Annotated in this window: 15 protein-coding genes and 1 tRNA gene; 12 read left to right on the top strand and 4 right to left on the bottom strand. The window is 36.7% G+C overall.

The window, feature by feature from the left end; genetic code table 11:
• Window positions 1-32 precede the first annotated feature (32 nt).
• Both AC2A1G_RS18085 and AC2A1G_RS18080 read right to left on the bottom strand, forming a co-directional pair.
• Window positions 33-1229 carry a hypothetical protein gene (locus tag AC2A1G_RS18085; protein ID WP_484048295.1) on the bottom strand — a complete coding sequence of 399 codons (1197 nt, stop codon included), beginning with the start codon at window positions 1227-1229 and terminating at the stop codon, window positions 33-35.
• A 123-nt stretch (window positions 1230-1352) separates the two neighbouring features.
• The gene (locus tag AC2A1G_RS18080) at window positions 1353-1907 is read right to left on the bottom strand and encodes a thioredoxin family protein (protein WP_484048294.1); all 555 of its coding nucleotides are present in this window, start codon (window positions 1905-1907) and stop codon (window positions 1353-1355) included.
• Between the two features lie 299 nt (window positions 1908-2206).
• Here AC2A1G_RS18080 and AC2A1G_RS18075 point away from each other — a divergent pair, with 299 nt between their 5' ends.
• The 4 genes from AC2A1G_RS18075 (at window position 2207) to AC2A1G_RS18060 (ending at window position 9255) form a co-directional block, all read left to right on the top strand.
• Window positions 2207-2803 (top strand): TetR/AcrR family transcriptional regulator, encoded by a 597-nt coding sequence (locus tag AC2A1G_RS18075; protein WP_484048293.1) that lies wholly within the window; start codon window positions 2207-2209, stop codon window positions 2801-2803.
• Window positions 2804-3146: 343 nt separating this feature from the next.
• On the top strand, window positions 3147-4307 hold the full coding sequence (locus AC2A1G_RS18070; RefSeq protein ID WP_484048292.1) for an efflux RND transporter periplasmic adaptor subunit: 1161 nt from the start codon (window positions 3147-3149) through the stop codon (window positions 4305-4307).
• 113 nt (window positions 4308-4420) lie between these two features.
• Window positions 4421-7603 carry an efflux RND transporter permease subunit gene (locus AC2A1G_RS18065; protein ID WP_484048291.1) on the top strand — a complete coding sequence of 1061 codons (3183 nt, stop codon included), beginning with the start codon at window positions 4421-4423 and terminating at the stop codon, window positions 7601-7603.
• Window positions 7604-7842: 239 nt separating this feature from the next.
• Window positions 7843-9255: an efflux transporter outer membrane subunit gene (locus AC2A1G_RS18060; RefSeq protein WP_484048290.1), complete on the top strand. Its 1413-nt coding sequence runs from the start codon at window positions 7843-7845 to the stop codon at window positions 9253-9255.
• Between the two features lie 86 nt (window positions 9256-9341).
• Here the strand turns inward: AC2A1G_RS18060 and AC2A1G_RS18055 are convergent, their stop codons facing one another.
• Together AC2A1G_RS18055 and miaA are read right to left on the bottom strand one after the other, a co-directional pair.
• The gene (locus AC2A1G_RS18055; protein WP_484048289.1) at window positions 9342-9479 is read right to left on the bottom strand and encodes a hypothetical protein; all 138 of its coding nucleotides are present in this window, start codon (window positions 9477-9479) and stop codon (window positions 9342-9344) included.
• A gap of 150 nt (window positions 9480-9629) precedes the next feature.
• The gene (gene miaA, locus AC2A1G_RS18050) at window positions 9630-10562 is read right to left on the bottom strand and encodes a tRNA (adenosine(37)-N6)-dimethylallyltransferase MiaA (RefSeq protein WP_484048288.1); all 933 of its coding nucleotides are present in this window, start codon (window positions 10560-10562) and stop codon (window positions 9630-9632) included.
• Window positions 10563-10703: 141 nt separating this feature from the next.
• Here miaA and AC2A1G_RS18045 point away from each other — a divergent pair, with 141 nt between their 5' ends.
• From AC2A1G_RS18045 to AC2A1G_RS18010, 8 genes are all read left to right on the top strand, one after another.
• Window positions 10704-11561 (top strand): YicC family protein, encoded by an 858-nt coding sequence (locus AC2A1G_RS18045; RefSeq protein WP_484048287.1) that lies wholly within the window; start codon window positions 10704-10706, stop codon window positions 11559-11561.
• 85 nt (window positions 11562-11646) lie between these two features.
• Window positions 11647-12213: a guanylate kinase gene (gene gmk / locus AC2A1G_RS18040; protein ID WP_484048286.1), complete on the top strand. Its 567-nt coding sequence runs from the start codon at window positions 11647-11649 to the stop codon at window positions 12211-12213.
• Between the two features lie 103 nt (window positions 12214-12316).
• A complete protein-coding gene (nadA, locus tag AC2A1G_RS18035) occupies window positions 12317-13336 on the top strand; it encodes a quinolinate synthase NadA (protein WP_484048285.1) in 1020 nt (339 codons plus the stop codon).
• A 140-nt stretch (window positions 13337-13476) separates the two neighbouring features.
• The gene (gene folB / locus AC2A1G_RS18030) at window positions 13477-13860 is read left to right on the top strand and encodes a dihydroneopterin aldolase (RefSeq protein ID WP_484048284.1); all 384 of its coding nucleotides are present in this window, start codon (window positions 13477-13479) and stop codon (window positions 13858-13860) included.
• Window positions 13861-13875: 15 nt separating this feature from the next.
• Entirely contained in the window at window positions 13876-15231 is a 1356-nt protein-coding gene (locus AC2A1G_RS18025; protein ID WP_484048283.1) for a DUF4403 family protein, read from the top strand.
• A 6-nt stretch (window positions 15232-15237) separates the two neighbouring features.
• Complete coding sequence (locus AC2A1G_RS18020; protein ID WP_484048282.1) at window positions 15238-15738, top strand: RDD family protein; 501 nt, start codon at window positions 15238-15240, stop codon at window positions 15736-15738.
• A gap of 57 nt (window positions 15739-15795) precedes the next feature.
• Window positions 15796-15866, top strand: a tRNA-Cys gene (locus AC2A1G_RS18015).
• A gap of 139 nt (window positions 15867-16005) precedes the next feature.
• A complete protein-coding gene (locus AC2A1G_RS18010; RefSeq protein ID WP_484048281.1) occupies window positions 16006-16587 on the top strand; it encodes a YdeI/OmpD-associated family protein in 582 nt (193 codons plus the stop codon).
• The last annotated feature ends 51 nt before the right edge of the window (window positions 16588-16638 follow it).

Here is a 16638-nt window from a genome sequence, read left to right as displayed (position 1 = left end):
CATTAGTAAAAAAAACCTTATTTGATTTAGATTTACTTTTTAATCGATTTGATTTTTATTGCCCAATTTAACTCTGTGCTTATCCAGCTTGTTCGGCTTCGGTTTCGGATGATGTTTAAAGGGCTTTTTCCACTTCCCAAAGAGAAAACCGGATTGCTGATTTGTTCGCCAACCCATTGAAAAGTGATAAGGAAATCACTTTCAAGCACAATTGGTTTTTCTAAAACTACATTCAGCCAGCCAGATTTTATTTCAGAGCTCACCAGTTTTTCATAAATTAAGTGTTGCGGAGCATTGTTTCGTGCACTGTAAATTCGTCCTTTCATCTCAAAAAGTTTGCTGGAGTTTGCACCAATGTAGACAGAGAAAGATTTTACTCTTAAAGTTTTATTATTCTTAAAAATCTTGCCTACTTCCGCTCCTTCATTACTGCTGAATTTTACAAAGCCCATTACATTTTTTCTGGGTCTTGTTACGCCGCTCTCCAGGTATTTTACTTTTTTAGCCTGTAAGGTAATTTCATCAATATTACGATGTGAAATATTATCCTTTTTGAGCTTTGCAATAAAATTAGATTCTTTTGTAAGGCGGATTTTTTCTGTCTGAAAACCATAATTGAATACGGTAATTTCACTATCCAAATTACTGACATCCACACTCAAAACTGCTACACCAAACCGATTTGTTAATGTGCGCAAATCCAGACTTGAGATTCCAACTTCTGCATAGGGCAGCGACTTACCTATATCATCAAATACCTGGACTGTAATAATTCTATCGTTAGAATTTCGATTGAGAGTGAGTGGAATACGAAAGTAGTTTCGTTCATAAATTTCAACTTCAAATCCTAAAAGAGGGAGTTCTAGTGACTCTGCTAATTTTGATACATGATTATACTCTCTTTCAAGTTCTTGTAAGTTGATTTTTTTTTCTTCACTAAACGTCACATAATATTTTCCCTGATACTCAGGAGATGATTCATCAAATTCTGTAATTGCTGAAATTTCAAATTGGTCAGATTTAAAATTTTTGATCTTTTTGCTTAAAGTTAGACTGTCACCTGATATGTCGGAAAGTATGAAATGCCATGTATTTGTAGACGCAAAATTGATTTGAGAGTTGATAGAATCTATGCTTTTCAGTTCCCGAAATGGTTTTGTTTTTAACTGAGCATTGATATTCAAAGAGAAGAAAAGAAAGAGCAGAGTGCCGATTAATTTGGTGAACATTTGTATGTTAAATCATGATTTATCCAAAGATAGAGAATTTATTCAAGATATACTTTAAGCTTTTAATTCAAAAAAAACCGCCGGAATAATCTGACGGTTTTTGTTTTATTTCTGAATGAAAATTTACTTCCATTTAATATTACATCCCATACTAGGTCTTTGAATTTCTTCCTGAGGCTCGCCAGAAAGAAGATTTTCAAAAGCAATAATCAAATCTTCGCCAGTAATATCTTTGTTATTTCCAGGTCTTGAATCATCCATTTGTCCTCTGTAAATAAGGTCTAATTTGTCATCAAAGAAGAAAAAATCAGGTGTGCAGGCTGCGTCGTAAGCTTTGGCAATCGCCTGGCTTTCGTCGTATAAATATGGGAAATCAAATTTTCTGTCAATCTGAAATTCAATCATCTTCTCCGGAGAATCATCAGGGTATTTTTCTACGTTGTTTGAATTGATGGCAATGAATTCGATCCCGTGTTCATTGTAATCTTCGTACAGTTCATTTAACTTGTCGATGATGTGAAGCACAAAAGGGCAGTGGTTGCACATGAAAACTACCAGCGTACCTTTTTCACCTTTCAAATCATCTAATGACTGTATTTCATTGGTTTTTGAAGGATTTGGAAGTTCAAAAAACGGTGCTTTTGTACCAATAGCCAACATATTTGAAGGAGTGTTCATATCTTGTTTATTTGTTGACAAAGATAGAGATTTCTTTTATTATTAAGAAGGGAGATTGAAGATGGATGAGGGAAGTTTATTGCATATTTATTAAACTCTACCTTCAATTGAGGGAGACTATAAAATGAATACGATTTTACAATAATAGAAAAATTCTCCCCTCAAACGCCCATCTTTTCAGTAATCAGTTAATTTGAGAATGATTCTGATTTGATCCTTTAAAGTTAAATCCTAAAATTATTTTGGAACTTATACTTAAAAGTTTGTAGTTTTGCTAACACTGTTAGTAAAATAAAATCATGGGTTTACATGAACGTCGTCAAAGAGAAAAAGAATCTATCCGTGCAAATATTTTGCAGGCTGCATTCACTTTGGCTAAAACTGACGGTTGGGCATCACTTTCTATCCGTAAGATAGCAGATGCAATTGAGTACAGTGCTCCGGTGGTATATGATCATTTTGAAAACAAAGAAGCGATTCTGTATGAAATTTCTATCAACGGTTTTCATTGTTTACAAATAGATTTATTGAAAGCTCAGAAAAAACACGAGACTCCGGAAGATCAATTGACCGCAATTGTAGACGCTTACTGGAATTTCGCCTTTAAGAATAAAGAATACTACCAACTGATGTTCGGCCTGGGAATGCAGTGCAGCGGAAAAGGAATGATGAAGGAAGAATTTTCATCTTTTCAGGATATGATTTTTGACTGTACCTATGAAATTATTAAGAAAAAAGGATCAAATGAAGACGGTGCCTGTCACTCTTCTCATGCTTTGTTTTCTGCAGTTCACGGATTAATCTCTATTATGATGATGAGAAATGATGATATTCCTTCTACAATGAACAAAACGACTTTGGACGAGACTGTTTCGGCGTTTATTAAATCTTTGTAAAATTTTTTTGAACCAAAAATTAACACTGTTAGCAAAATTAACACACAATAATTAACATAATTTAAATTAACAAACTAAAACTTTAAAAATGAAATACGATTTCTTCACATTATTTCTTGCAATTTTTTTCCCTTATCATTAACACTGTTAAGAATAATAACACTCGAAACCACTCAAGCAATAATTAACTCAAAAACTGTAATCATGGAAATGACGATCTAAACCATATCAAAATCAAATATTTTTTTTAACTCATCGATTAACACCGTTAGAAAATATAACGTGGTTTAAAATAAAAACATCATTATTTAATTTAACACATCATTAAAAAATAAAACTTACAATGAAAACAACTGCAAGAGCAAAATTGATAGTACTTATATCGAGTATCATTTTTTTACAAAGTTGCACAAAGGCGGCTGAAGGCACCAACGCGGCTCCACCCGCTCCGGCATTGCCTGTATTTACCGTTACCACTTCTCCGGCTACTATTTATCAGGAATTTCCAACGGCTTTGGAAGGAAAAAACAATGTGGAAATCAGATCTCAGGTCGACGGATATTTAGATAGAATTTATGTGGAAGAAGGCGCTTACGTGAGAGCCGGACAGGCTTTATTCAAAATAGATTCAAGAGCCTACGGAGAGCAGATGAATATGGCAAACGCTAATTTACAGGTTGCCAATGCCAATATTCAAAAAGCAAAAGTGGAAGTTGACAGACTTCAGCCGTTAGTTGCTGCAAAAGTAGTTTCTGATGTACAATTAAGAACTGCAAAAGCCAATTATGCTGCTGCTGTTGCTGCTGGTTCACAGGCCAAAGCTTCTGTTGGCGGAGCAAGAATTAATGTCGGATTTACAACCATTACAGCTCCCGTTAGCGGTTACATCGGAAGAATTCCTTTCAAAAAAGGGAGTTTAATTTCAAGAACTGATGCCAATCCCTTGACGATGTTATCAGACATCAGCGAAATTTATGCGTACTTTTCTTTAAGTGAACTGGATTTTATCGGTTTCCAGAAAAAATATCCGGGAGCAACTTTGAATGAAAAACTAAAAAACATGCCGATGGTAGAATTGGTAATCGCCGATAACAGCACATATCCTGAAAAAGGAAAAATGAGCATTGTTGACGGACAGTTTGATAAAACCACAGGTGCAATCAGCGTTCGTGCGGTTTTTCCAAATGCCAACGGAGCTTTGAGAACTGGAAATACAGGAAGAGTTCGTATGCCACAGTTATTTGCCAACACGCTCGTCATTCCTCAGGAATCAACTTTTGAAATTCAGGATAAAACTTACGTTTATGTTGTTGGAAAGGATAGTAAGGTGACCTCAAAACCGATCACGATTTCAGGAAAAACAGAGAGCTATTACTTTATTTCTGAAGGACTTTCTGCTGGTGATAAAATTGTCTACACAGGAATTGGAGCGTTGAAAGATGGTGTTACGATTCAGCCTAAAGCGATTTCTTCTGACAGTTTACTTAAAGCAAAACCATTGTAAAACAGCTTTTTGCTTCTGGCTTTTTTCTTTGAATGCAATATTTAAAATATTATTTCTGAAGCATTATCTAGCCAAAAGCTAATCGCTATTAGCAACTTAAAATTAAACTTCTTATGTTAAAAAAATTCATAGATCGACCGGTACTTTCTACGGTGATCTCCATCATATTGTTGCTGTTGGGAGCAATGTCGGTTTTCAACCTTCCGATTACGCTGTTTCCCGATATTGCACCTCCGAGTGTTCAGGTAACGGCATTTTATCCGGGTGCAAACGCTGAAGTTGTTGCCCGTTCCGTGGCTGTTCCTATCGAAGAAGCAGTGAACGGTGTTGAGAACATGACGTACATGACCTCCAACTCAAGTAACGACGGATCAATGACTTTGAGCGTGTTTTTCAAGCAAGGTTCAGATCCTGATAACGCTGCGGTAAACGTTCAAAACCGTGTTTCAAAAGCGATGAGCCAGCTTCCGCAGGAAGTTGTGCAGGCAGGAATTTCTACTCAGAAAGTTCAGAACAGTATGATCATGTTTATGGGACTTTCGAGTAATGATCCGAAACAATACGATGAACTTTTCTTACAGAATTATTTGAAAATTAACGTCATTCCGCAGATCCAACGTGTTCCGGGAGTTGCACAGGCACAGGTTTTCGGAACGAGAGATTATTCGATGAGACTTTGGCTAAAGCCGGATCGATTAGCAGCCAATAATCTTTCTCCACAGGAAGTTTTGGCCGCAGTAAAAGATCACAATCTTGAAGCCGCACCGGGACGTTTGGGACAGGGAAGCAAGGAAACTTACGAATATATTTTAAAGTATAAAGGTAAATTAAACAAAAATGCAGACTACGAAAACATCGCCATCAAATCAAACAGTGACGGTTCATTTTTAAGATTAAAGGATGTTGCGAGAGTAGAATTCGGTTCTTACACGTACACCGCAGCCAACAGAATGGACGGTAAGCCTGTCGCAGGTTTTGCCATTTTACAGACAGCAGGTTCTAATGCAAACGAAATCTTAACTGATATTGAAAAGCAGATTGAGCAAATGAAAACGACCCTTCCAAAGGGAGTTGAGCCGATCATCATGTACAATTCCAAAGACTTTTTGGATGCGTCGATTCATCAGGTTGTAGAAACTTTAGTGATCGCATTTATCCTGGTATTTATTGTAGTGTATATTTTCCTTCAGGATTTCAGATCTACATTAATTCCTGCGATAGCCGTTCCTGTAGCGATTGTCGGAACATTTTTCTTCCTTCAGATGTTTGGTTTCAGCATCAATATGTTGACCTTATTTGCGTTAGTTTTAGCCATCGGAATTGTGGTGGATGATGCGATCGTTGTTGTAGAAGCCGTCCATTCAAAAATGGAACAGACCGGAATGCCGGTTGAACAGGCGACAACCAACTCAATGAGTGAAATTTCGGGAGCGATTATTTCCATTACTTTGGTGATGTGTGCTGTGTTTATTCCGGTTGGTTTTATGCAGGGTCCGGCGGGAGTTTTCTACAGACAGTTTGCCTTTACTTTGGTGATTGCGATTTTGATTTCAGCAATTAATGCACTGACTTTAAGTCCGGCCTTATGTGCTTTATTATTGAATGATCCTCAAGGAGAACATGGCGAACACGGTCAGAAAAAAGGTTTTGGAGCGAAGTTTTTCAACGCTTTCAACAAAAGCTTCAACAACATGACCAAAAAATACATTTACAGCCTTAAATTTTTGATTAAAAATAAATGGGTTGCCGTTACAGGTTTAGCGTTGATCACAGCGGCAAGTGTTTTCTTAATCAATAAAGCTCCGACAGGATTTATTCCTACCGAAGATCAGGGATTTGTTCTGTATGCCGTGAATACGCCTCCCGGAAGTTCATTGGACAGAACCCACAGAGCGACTGAACAGATTGACAAAATTATCAACGGTGAGAAAGCCAAAAATCACCTTTGGGTGGCCGACGGAATGAATTTCATCAGTAATTCAAACGCATCACCGTATGCTGCAGGTTTTATTAAACTTAAAGACTTTGAAGACCGTGGCGAAGTGAAAGATCCTGATCAGATTGCAGCAGCCTTGACAGGAAAAGTAGCTCAGGTAAAAGATGCCAACGCATTCTTCTTCAACTTCCCGACGGTACAGGGTTTTGGTAACGTTTCAGGATTTGAATTTATGCTTCAGGATAAAACGAACGGTTCTTTTGAACAGTTGGGAACCACCACTCAGACTTTTATCGGAGAATTAATGAAACGTCCGGAAATTGCTTTTGCGTTCACGACGTACGCAGCAGGAAATCCTCAGTACACGATTGATGTGGATACCGACAAAGCCAATCAGCTCGGAGTTTCAGTGACTGAATTGATGCAGACGATGCAGATTTATTATGGAAGTAGTTTCGTTTCAGATTTCAACAGATTCGGGAAATACTACAGAGTAATGGCTCAGGCAGATATTGCTTACCGTAACGATGCCGATTCCATGGAAGGAATTTATGTTAAAAATAAAACCGGAGAAATGGTTCCTGTAAAGACTTTGGTGACATTAAAAAGGACTTTCGGACCGGAAACGGTTTCAAGAAACAACTTATTCAACGCTGTGACTATCAACGGAACTCCGAAACCTGGTTACAGTACCGGAGACGCGATCAAAGCGGTAGAAGAAGTTGCCCAAAAATCACTTCCTCGTGGATACGGTTATGAATGGACAGGAATTACCCGTGAAGAAATCAAAACCGGTGGACAGACTGCTTTTGTATTTATGCTAAGTATTTTGTTTGTGTATTTCCTATTGGCAGCTCAGTACGAAAGTTACATCCTTCCTTTTGCTGTCATTTTGACCATTCCTACTGGGATTTTCGGAGTATTTGCTTTCACAGGATTGGCTGGAATTGATAACAACATTTATGTACAGGTTGGTTTAATCATGCTCGTCGGATTGTTAGCGAAAAATGCAATTCTAATCGTCGAGTTTGCCGTTCAAAGAAGAAAAGCAGGAAAATCATTGATTGAATCTGCTCTACAGGCTTCAAGATTACGTTTGAGACCAATCCTGATGACTTCATTTGCTTTCATCATCGGTATGTTACCATTGGTTTGGACGCAGGGTGCCGCAGCAAAAGGAAATCACTCCATCGGAATCAGTACCGTTGGCGGAATGTTTACAGGAGTTGTCTTCGGGATTTTCATTATTCCGGTGATGTACGTCATCTTCCAGTATTTACATGAAAAAATGCCGAGCAGAAAGACTAAAAGACTTCAAAGACAAAAACTTGAGGAAGAACTTTTAGCATCAGCACATTAATAATAAATGATTAACAAAACTTTGAGATTTTTTTCACCACAAAAGTCACAAAAGATTTACACACCTTTAATTTAAGTTAAAATGTTTGAAAATAAAAGAACATATAAGTTTTTTTAATACATAAACGTCTCTGAAATCTGTGAGATCTTTGGGAAATTTAACAAGCAAAATATTTTCTCCTACTAAAGACAGTTTTGCTTACCACTCAAAGTTTTGTGATCAATTTAAATATCCTATTTATGAAACGAGTAAAAAATATAATCATCGCTTTTGGGATTGCATTAGGTGCCGTTTCCTGTGTGCCGAAACTGGCCTATCAGGAAGCCAAACCCGAACTTCCCGAAACTTTCAAATACACCGCAACCGCCGATACAGCAAGTGTTGCCAACCTTCAGTGGAAACAGTTTTTCAATGATCCGATTTTACAGGATTTGATTGAAAAAGGAATTAAAAATAATTATGATTTACAGATTGCCTTAAAACAGGTCGCTTCTTCACAGGAAAGGCTGAAGCAGGCAAAATATCTTCAGTATCCTGATATTGGTTTCGGAGTTTCTGCGCAGATTTCAAAGCCTTCGAAAAACAGTATGAACGGGCAGAGTTTAAATTTATTTTTAGGTCAGAGTCACGTTGAAGATTATAATGCAGCATTTAATCTATCTTGGGAAGCAGACATTTGGGGCAAAATTAAAAATCAGCAGGAAGTTTCAAAAATGCAGTATCTGCAGACGTATGAAGCGACTAAAGCAATTCAGACACAGGTTGTTGCAGCAATTGCTCAGGGTTATTACAATCTGTTGATGCTCGACAAACAGTTGCAGATTGCAAAATCAAATTTAGAATTAAGCACCAACACACTTTCTCTCACAGAAAAATTATGGCAGAGCGGTGATACGACTTCTTTGGGAGTTCAGCAGGCAACTGCTCAGAAACAATCGACAGAACTTTTGATTACTCAACTGGAACAGAACATTGCGATTCAGGAAAATGCACTGAGTATTTTGGTTGGTGAAAATCCAGATAAAGTAGACAGAACCATTGAAATGTCTGACACTTCGTTACCACAGGACATTTCAGCTGGACTTCCTGCAGCGATGGTGAGTCGCCGTCCGGATGTCCGTCAGCAGGAATTGGTTTTATTGGAATCCAATTCAATCGTAGGAATTGCTCAGGCAAATATGTATCCTTCATTGAAAATCACGGCTGCCGGTGGTGTAAATTCTTTTAAAATTGACAACTGGTTTTCAATTCCGGCTTCACTGTTCGGTTCTGTTTTAGGTGGATTGACTCAGCCGATTTTCCAGAAAAGACAGTTAAAAACAGATTTAAATGTTGCTAAAATTCAGAGAGAGAAAAACGTTCTGGCATTCCGTCAGTCTGTTCTGAATGCAGTAGGCGAAGTTTCTGACGCACTGGTTTCCAACGAAAGTTTAAAAGTTCAGGAACAGAAAGCCAGCGAGCAGGTAACAACATTGAAAAACGGAATCAAAAGTGCCGAAATGCTTTACAAAGGCGGAATGGCAAATTACTTAGAAGTGATTACAGCTCAGGGTAATTCTTTACAGGCTGAACTGAATTTAGCGTCCGTAAAAAGACAGAGATTGAGCAGCATTGTAGATTTGTACAGAGCTTTAGGTGGCGGATGGAAGTAGTAAATTAATTATATTGTTTGAAGTGCGGTCTTAAGGGATCGCATTTTTTTATTTAAAACTTTAGCCTAAACTTTCGTTTTTGTCATTCAGAGCATAGACTGAAGGTCTACGAACGAAGTTCTGAAGTGAAGCGTGGAATCTAAGTTTTGTTTGTAGAGTTCTGTAATTGCGTTGTTGAGATTCCTTTGGAAAGACAAAGTGTGCGCTAATTCTTTTAAACGCAAAGTTTTATTTTTATTCTGAATATTATTAAGGAGCAAAGATTGGAATCAATAAAATTGATTCTGACGAAGCTACCGCCTTAGGCGACTTTGTTGCTATTCTTTGCTCCTTAAAAATTATACAGTTTTTAGGTAAATCTTTGCGATAAAAAATTACTTATGAGTTTTCTCATTTATATATTCAATCAAACAGTTAAAATCTTTCTCCGAATATCCCACCTTTATATAATGTATATTTTCTTCCTTCCTATACCAAGTCAGTTGGCGTTTTGCAAATCTTCTTGAATTTTTTTTAATTTCAGAAACCGCAAAATCCAAATCCCATTCACCATCAAAATATTTAAAAAGCTCCGAATATCCAACCGTATTCAGTGACGCCAGATTTCTTCCTTCCTGAGATTTTCTTAAATCATCAAGATTTTTTGCCTCATCGAGCAAACCGTTTTCCATCATTTTATCAACACGCAGATTGATTCTTTCGTAAATCGTTTCCCGAGGTGCCTCAATACCGATTCTTATCGTCTGGAAATTTCTTGGATTTTTGTCATGAGAAATATTTTCAGAATAGGTTTTACCGGTTTGCCAAATAACATCAATCGCCCGCAGCAACCTTCTCTGATTGTGAATATCTACATTTTCGTAATATTCCGGATCTAAATCTTTCAGCATTTCCTGAAGTTTTTCAATTCCTTCAGTTTTCCAAATGTTTTCCAGTTTTTCCTGATTTTCATCATTCGCTTCAGGCAAATCATTTAATCCTTCAATCACTGCTTTTTCGTACATCATGCTTCCGCCAACCATAATAACGATGTCATATTTTTTAAAAAGCTGATCGAGTAATTCCAGAGAATCATGCTCAAACTGACCGATAGAATAATAATCTTTTACAGAAAGCTGACCGATAAAATGATGTTTTGCCTGCGAAAGTTCATCTTCCGAAGGTGCAGCCGTTCCGATTTTCATTTCACTGAAAAACTGTCGGGAATCACAGGAAATAATTTCTGTATTAAAATGCCTGGCAAGCTCAATAGCAAGTTTGGTTTTGCCAATTCCGGTGGTGCCTACAACTGAAATCAGGGTTTTCATGGAATGATGGATGTTTGATAATGGATGTCTGAGTATGATGAATAATTTGCAGCATGAATCTCAAATTTCAAACCTCAAATTTCGAATCAATTTTTAAATGTGCTAAATTAAATGTTTATCTTTGTACGACAATAAAAAACTATGATTTTATCAATGACCGGCTTCGGTAGAGCCGAAGGTGTTTTTGAAGGAAAGAAAATTTCGATAGATATTAAATCACTGAACAGCAAGAGCTTTGATTTAAACATCAAAATTCCTTTACGTTACAAAGAAAAAGAATTTGAAGTAAGAAAAATTCTCAACGATAGGATCATCCGCGGAAAGGTAGATTGCTACATCAACATCGAGAATCTTGAAGAAACCAATGATGTGAAAATCAACAGAAGTTTAATTGATTCTTACATGAATGAGCTTAAAAATATCGCTTCTGACGGACCGGATTTTGAGTACCTGAAAATGGCGGTAAGACTTCCGGATGCCATCACTTCGAGACCAGACGAACTGACTGAAGGCGAGTGGGAATCTTTGGCTAAAATTGTAAATAACGCCGTAGATAAATTCCAGGAATTCAGAAAAACGGAAGGTAAAATCCTACACGAAGAATTGGAAAGAAACATCAGAAATATTGATAAGTCTTTGGGAGAAGTAATTCCTTACGAGCAAGTGAGAATTGATGCTGTGAAAGAACGTTATATGAAGACTTTAAAAGAGTTTGAGAACGTTGACGAAACAAGATTCTATCAGGAAATGGCTTATTTTACTGAAAAATTAGACATTCAGGAAGAAAAAGTGAGACTTTCCCAGCATTTGAAATATTATTCTGAAGTGATGGAAAATGAAGATTTCAATGGAAAAAAATTAGGTTTTATTTCACAGGAAATCGGAAGAGAGATCAATACTTTAGGATCGAAAGCCAATCACGCCGAAATTCAGAAACTGGTCGTGATGATGAAAGATGATTTGGAAAAAATTAAAGAGCAAACGTTAAACGTACTTTAAATTCAAGGTTTAAGGTTTTAAATTCAAGGTTACCAACTTTGGATTTAGCAGTTTGAGATGAATTTTAAATTTTAAATTATAAATTTTGAATCAAAGAGTAATCATATTTTCAGCACCGTCAGGGAGTGGAAAAACAACATTAGTAAAACATTCTCTGGAAGCCATTCCTGAGCTTGAGTTTTCGATTTCATGTACAACAAGACAACCGAGAGGAAGTGAAATTCATGCTGTGGATTACCATTTTTTAAGCCCTGATGAGTTCAGACAGAAAATTGCTGAAGACGCTTTTGTGGAATTTGAAGAAGTCTACACCGATAAATATTACGGAACATTAAAATCTGAGGTCGAAAAGATCTGGAATCAGGGAAAAGTTGTTATTTTTGATGTAGACGTGAAAGGCGGAATTTCATTAAAAAAATATTTTGGCGAAAAAGCATTATCCATTTTCATAGAACCACCTTCGATTGCCGAGTTGGAACGGAGATTGAATTCAAGAGGAACGGATGACGCTGAAACCATAAAAACACGCGTGGAGAAAGCCGAAGAAGAGCTTACCTACGCAATAGAATTTGATGAAATCGTCATCAACGATGATCTCAGCAAAGCAAAAGAAAAAATAGAAAGTTTAATAAAAAGTTTTATTGAAAGTTAGAAACGGAAAGCTGGATGATGGAAGTTTGACATGATTCAAAATAAATTCATTTTAGTATTTTTAATTCTAAATTAATTTTTGATAGACAAAAACACAGGTCGATATGAGTACCGAAACATTAGAAAGAGCAAAATCTGCCATTCCTGTAAGAGGATTTTTAGATATTAAAGACCTTATTATTCCGGAAGGAGACGAACTGGTAAAGGCGATTTTAGAATTAAAAGAAGAAAAAAACGCCGTTATTCTGGCGCATTATTATCAACCGGCAGCAATTCAGGATATCGCTGATTTCCTTGGGGATTCTCTTCAATTGGCAAGACAGGCGAAAGATACCGATGCCGATATGATCGTATTCTGCGGAGTGCATTTCATGGCTGAAGCTGCAAAAATTTTGAATCCAACGAAGAAAGTTGTCCTTCCTGATACTATGGCTGGCTGCTCTTTGGCAGACGGATGTTCAGGAGAAGGTTTGAGAAAAATGCGTGAGCAACATCCAAACGCTTTGATTGCGACTTACATCAACTGTAACGCTGAAACAAAGGCAGAAAGCGACATCATTGTAACAAGTTCAAACGCTGAAACGATTATTGAAAATCTTCCGACTGACAGACCGATTATTTTCGCTCCGGATAAAAATTTAGGAAGATATTTATCTCAAAAAACGGGTCGCGATATGATTCTTTGGGACGGAAGCTGCATTGTACATGAAGCTTTCTCTATGGAAAGAATCGCACAACAATTGGCAGACAATCCAGATGCAAAACTGATCGCGCACCCTGAAAGTGAAGAATCTGTTTTAAAACTGGCTCATTTTATCGGATCTACTTCGGCACTTTTGAATTATGTTGAAAAAGAAGACTGTCAGAAATTCATCATCGCCACTGAAGAAGGAATTCTTCACGAAATGAGAAAGCGTGCACCACACAAAGAACTGATTCCTGCTTTGGTTTTCGACGAAAGCTGTAACTGCTCAGAATGTTTTTACATGAAGAGAAATACAATGGAAAAGCTGTATCTGTGCATGAAATATGAACTTCCGGAAATCATTATTGAAGAAGAACTTCGACTGAGAGCATTGAAGCCTATCGAGGCGATGCTTGATCTTTCGAAAAGCATCAAATAAATTTTAAAGCGGGTTTTTTACTCGCTTTTTTAAATTTCAATTGCAAAGAAGAATGCACGAATAAGTTTGTATCTTGTTTTAAAGCAAATTCGTGCATTCGTGGCAAGTAAAATTGCAATCCACCATTTTAATAACAACTCATGAGCAAAATATTTTTAGAAGACGTAAAAATCTACGCTTACCACGGCGTCCTTCCCGAAGAAAACATTATCGGGACTTATTATATTTTAAATGCAGAAATTCATACCGATTTGTGGGATGCTGCGGTTTCCGACGATTTGAATGACACAATCAGTTATGCAGATATCAATGAGATCATTCATAATGAAATGAAGATTAAATCTAAATTGTTAGAACATGTTGCCGGAAGAATCATCGCTAAAATCAACGAGCAATTCAATCAGATTTCTTATATTAAATTAAGAATTACCAAAACCAGTCCGCCCATGAAAGGCGAATTGAAAGGTGCGAGTATTGAGCTGGAGAAAAGTTTTTTATTAGGCGGATCTGCGGAAAAAGTTTAATTTAAATTTTAAAAATTGAAACAGATTTTTATTATAATTTTTGCGTCGATTTTCAGCTTGACATTCAGTCAGGAGGCGGAACCAATCTATTCTTTTCCGAAAATAAAATCCAGCATCACAATGCCGGTGAGAATTCCTTTGGCTGAGGTCAGTAAAATGGTCAATTCTTCTGTGAAAGATCTCATCTTTGAAGACAATTCTTACACAGACAACAACAATGATCAGTTTAAAGTAAAAGTCTGGAAAACGAAACCGATCCGTCTGGTAGGAGATGTGAACAATAAAATTTTCATAGAAGTTCCGTTAAAAATCTGGGCTGAAAAAGGAATCGGAACGCTCGGCGTTTATACTTATCAGGATACAACTTTTGAAACAGTGATGTACTTTGTTACTTCAATGGAGTTTAAAAACAACTGGACTGTTTCCACCAGCACCAAGCCGAATGGTTTTAAATGGGTAGTGAAACCTGTTTTAGAATTCGGGAAAATTAAAATTCCGATTACAGGTCTTGTGGAAAAAAGTCTGAAAGAACAACAGGCGGAATTTTGTAAAACAATTGACAGTCAGATGGCATCACAACTCAATTTCCAACAGTATGCGGTTTTGGCTTGGAATTCTTTTTCGCAGCCTTTTAAAATCTCTGATGAATACGATACATGGCTAAAAGTTACGCCGATCAATGTAAACATTTCACCACTAAAATTCTATGGCGATGCGATTGATACCACAATCGGGATCGATGTTTTTACCGAAACTTTTACGGGAATGAAACCTGAATCGTCACAACCGATCAGAACAGCAATGAATTTCAGCTTTGTGCCTTTGATGAACGAAGGTTTTCTGCTTCAGAACACTGCAAATATTCCGTATTCTGAAGCTACTGAGATTGCAGAAAAAACATTTTTAAATAAAGAGTTTGATGTTCGGAATTCTAAAGTGAAAATTACCGATATTAAAGTCTACGGCGAAGCGGACAGAATTATCATCGAAGCTCAAACAGAAGGTTATGTCAATGGAAAATCCTTCATCTCTGGAATTCCTGTCTATGACAAAACGAAAAAGAAAATTGTTCTTTCCCAAACGAAATTTAAACTGAAAACAAACAATATTCTTCAAAAAACAGCGTCTTTACTGTTCCAAGGAAAGATTGTGAAAATGATTGAAGATGAATACGGAATTCCGACTTCTGAACTTGAGATTTCTTCACAGAAAAGTATTGAAGAAGCCTTCAATAAAGAATATTACAAAGGTTTGAAAATGAACGGGAGAGTTTTTAAGTTAGAGCCTTCAAAAATATTGATCAATAACTCAGGACTTACTGCGGTCATCGATATTCAGGCAGGTTTGAGATTGATGTTAAATGCTTTTTAAATATAAATGAAGAGAAAACATTTTAAAATTATAGAGAATAATAAAGCAACTGGCGGACAGAGGTTTGCAAATTATCTGATTGACCTTTTGGTACTTTTTGCGGTTAATTTTGTTCTCTCGCTGGCAGCTATGTTTATTTACGAAATGACGAGTATCAATTTCTTTTATTTTTATAATAATGGCGGATTCGTTTGGGAATTTGCGAGCGGATATTTTATTTCAACGGTCTACTATTTTATGTGGGAATACTACAGTAATGGTAAAACTGTAGGCAAACTGGTAACCGGAACCCGTGCCATAAGTATTGACGGCGAAGATGCCTCAATCTCACAGATTTTATACAGAAGTTTGTGCAGGCTTATCCCGTTCAATGCCTTTTCTTTTCTCGGAACAAATGGCTGGCATGATACTTTGAGCGAGACAAGAGTAATCGATATTAAAAAATATCTTGCTGATAGACAGATAAAAGACGAGATTGACGCCATCGGAACAAAAGAAATTGCCTGAAAATTTTGGCAGACAATCTTATTTTTCTATATTTGCACACCTGAAAATGGTAAAAATGGTGCTTTGGCCGAGCGGCTAGGCAGTGGTCTGCAACACCATCTACAGCGGTTCGAATCCGCTAGGCACCTCGCAATAAAACCCTAATTCATTTATTAATAATGTGTTAGGGTTTTTTGTTTTTGAAATAAATCAATTTTAAAAGGATGGATTTTTTTAATTTAAATTACTTTAATTTTAAAACAAAATTCAGATTTAAACTTAAAAACAATGTCAGAAAACAAGCCACAAGTTTTTTACGCTGAAACAGTTTCAGAATGGCGAAATTGGTTAGAGAAAAATCATGTTTCGGAAGATTCTGTGTGGATGGTTTTTCATAAAAAATCATCAGACAAAAAATCGATTACGTGGAGCGAATCTGTAGATGTTGCGCTGTGTTTTGGGTGGATTGACAGTAAGAAAATTAAAGTGGATGAACATACTTCCCATCAGTTTTTCAGCAAGAGAAAAGCTAAAAGTACATGGTCTAAAATCAATAAAGAAAAAATTGAAAAGCTGATTGAGCAGAACCTGATGACTCCCGCAGGATTTAAATCTATAGAAATTGCAAAGGAAAATGGCTCATGGACGAGTCTTGATGAGGTGGAAGAGCTTATTATTCCCGATGATCTGGAATCAGCTTTGGATCAATTTGATGGTGCCAGGGAATATTTTTTCAGTTTAAGCAAATCAGTCAGAAAAATGATGTTGTATTGGGTCATCAGTGCAAAACGCCCCGAAACGAGGCACAACAGAATTGCTCAGATTGCAGAAGCTTCTTCACAAAAAACAAAAGCCAAACCTTTTCTTTAGAGCGTTTTTTGCTTTAGTTTAAATTTAATTCATCTTTAAATACCACATCAC

Source organism: Chryseobacterium sp. HNCC26DJ240, from assembly GCF_057180485.1.
This window is presented reverse-complemented; position numbering and strand designations above follow the sequence as displayed.

Bases quoted from the DNA above. Each gene is read 5' to 3' on its own strand.
- AC2A1G_RS18085 (WP_484048295.1), bottom strand. From the start codon at position 1,229: ATGTTCACCAAATTAATCGGCACTCTGCTCTTTCTTTTCTTCTCTTTG.
- AC2A1G_RS18010 (WP_484048281.1), top strand. From the start codon at position 16,006: ATGTCAGAAAACAAGCCACAAGTTTTTTACGCTGAAACAGTTTCAGAA.
- AC2A1G_RS18020 (WP_484048282.1), top strand. From the start codon at position 15,238: ATGAAGAGAAAACATTTTAAAATTATAGAGAATAATAAAGCAACTGGC.
- AC2A1G_RS18060 (WP_484048290.1), top strand. From the start codon at position 7,843: ATGAAACGAGTAAAAAATATAATCATCGCTTTTGGGATTGCATTAGGT.
- nadA (WP_484048285.1), top strand. From the start codon at position 12,317: ATGAGTACCGAAACATTAGAAAGAGCAAAATCTGCCATTCCTGTAAGA.
- AC2A1G_RS18075 (WP_484048293.1), top strand. From the start codon at position 2,207: ATGGGTTTACATGAACGTCGTCAAAGAGAAAAAGAATCTATCCGTGCA.
- AC2A1G_RS18070 (WP_484048292.1), top strand. From the start codon at position 3,147: ATGAAAACAACTGCAAGAGCAAAATTGATAGTACTTATATCGAGTATC.
- AC2A1G_RS18045 (WP_484048287.1), top strand. From the start codon at position 10,704: ATGATTTTATCAATGACCGGCTTCGGTAGAGCCGAAGGTGTTTTTGAA.
- miaA (WP_484048288.1), bottom strand. From the start codon at position 10,562: ATGAAAACCCTGATTTCAGTTGTAGGCACCACCGGAATTGGCAAAACC.
- AC2A1G_RS18080 (WP_484048294.1), bottom strand. From the start codon at position 1,907: ATGAACACTCCTTCAAATATGTTGGCTATTGGTACAAAAGCACCGTTT.
- folB (WP_484048284.1), top strand. From the start codon at position 13,477: ATGAGCAAAATATTTTTAGAAGACGTAAAAATCTACGCTTACCACGGC.
- AC2A1G_RS18065 (WP_484048291.1), top strand. From the start codon at position 4,421: ATGTTAAAAAAATTCATAGATCGACCGGTACTTTCTACGGTGATCTCC.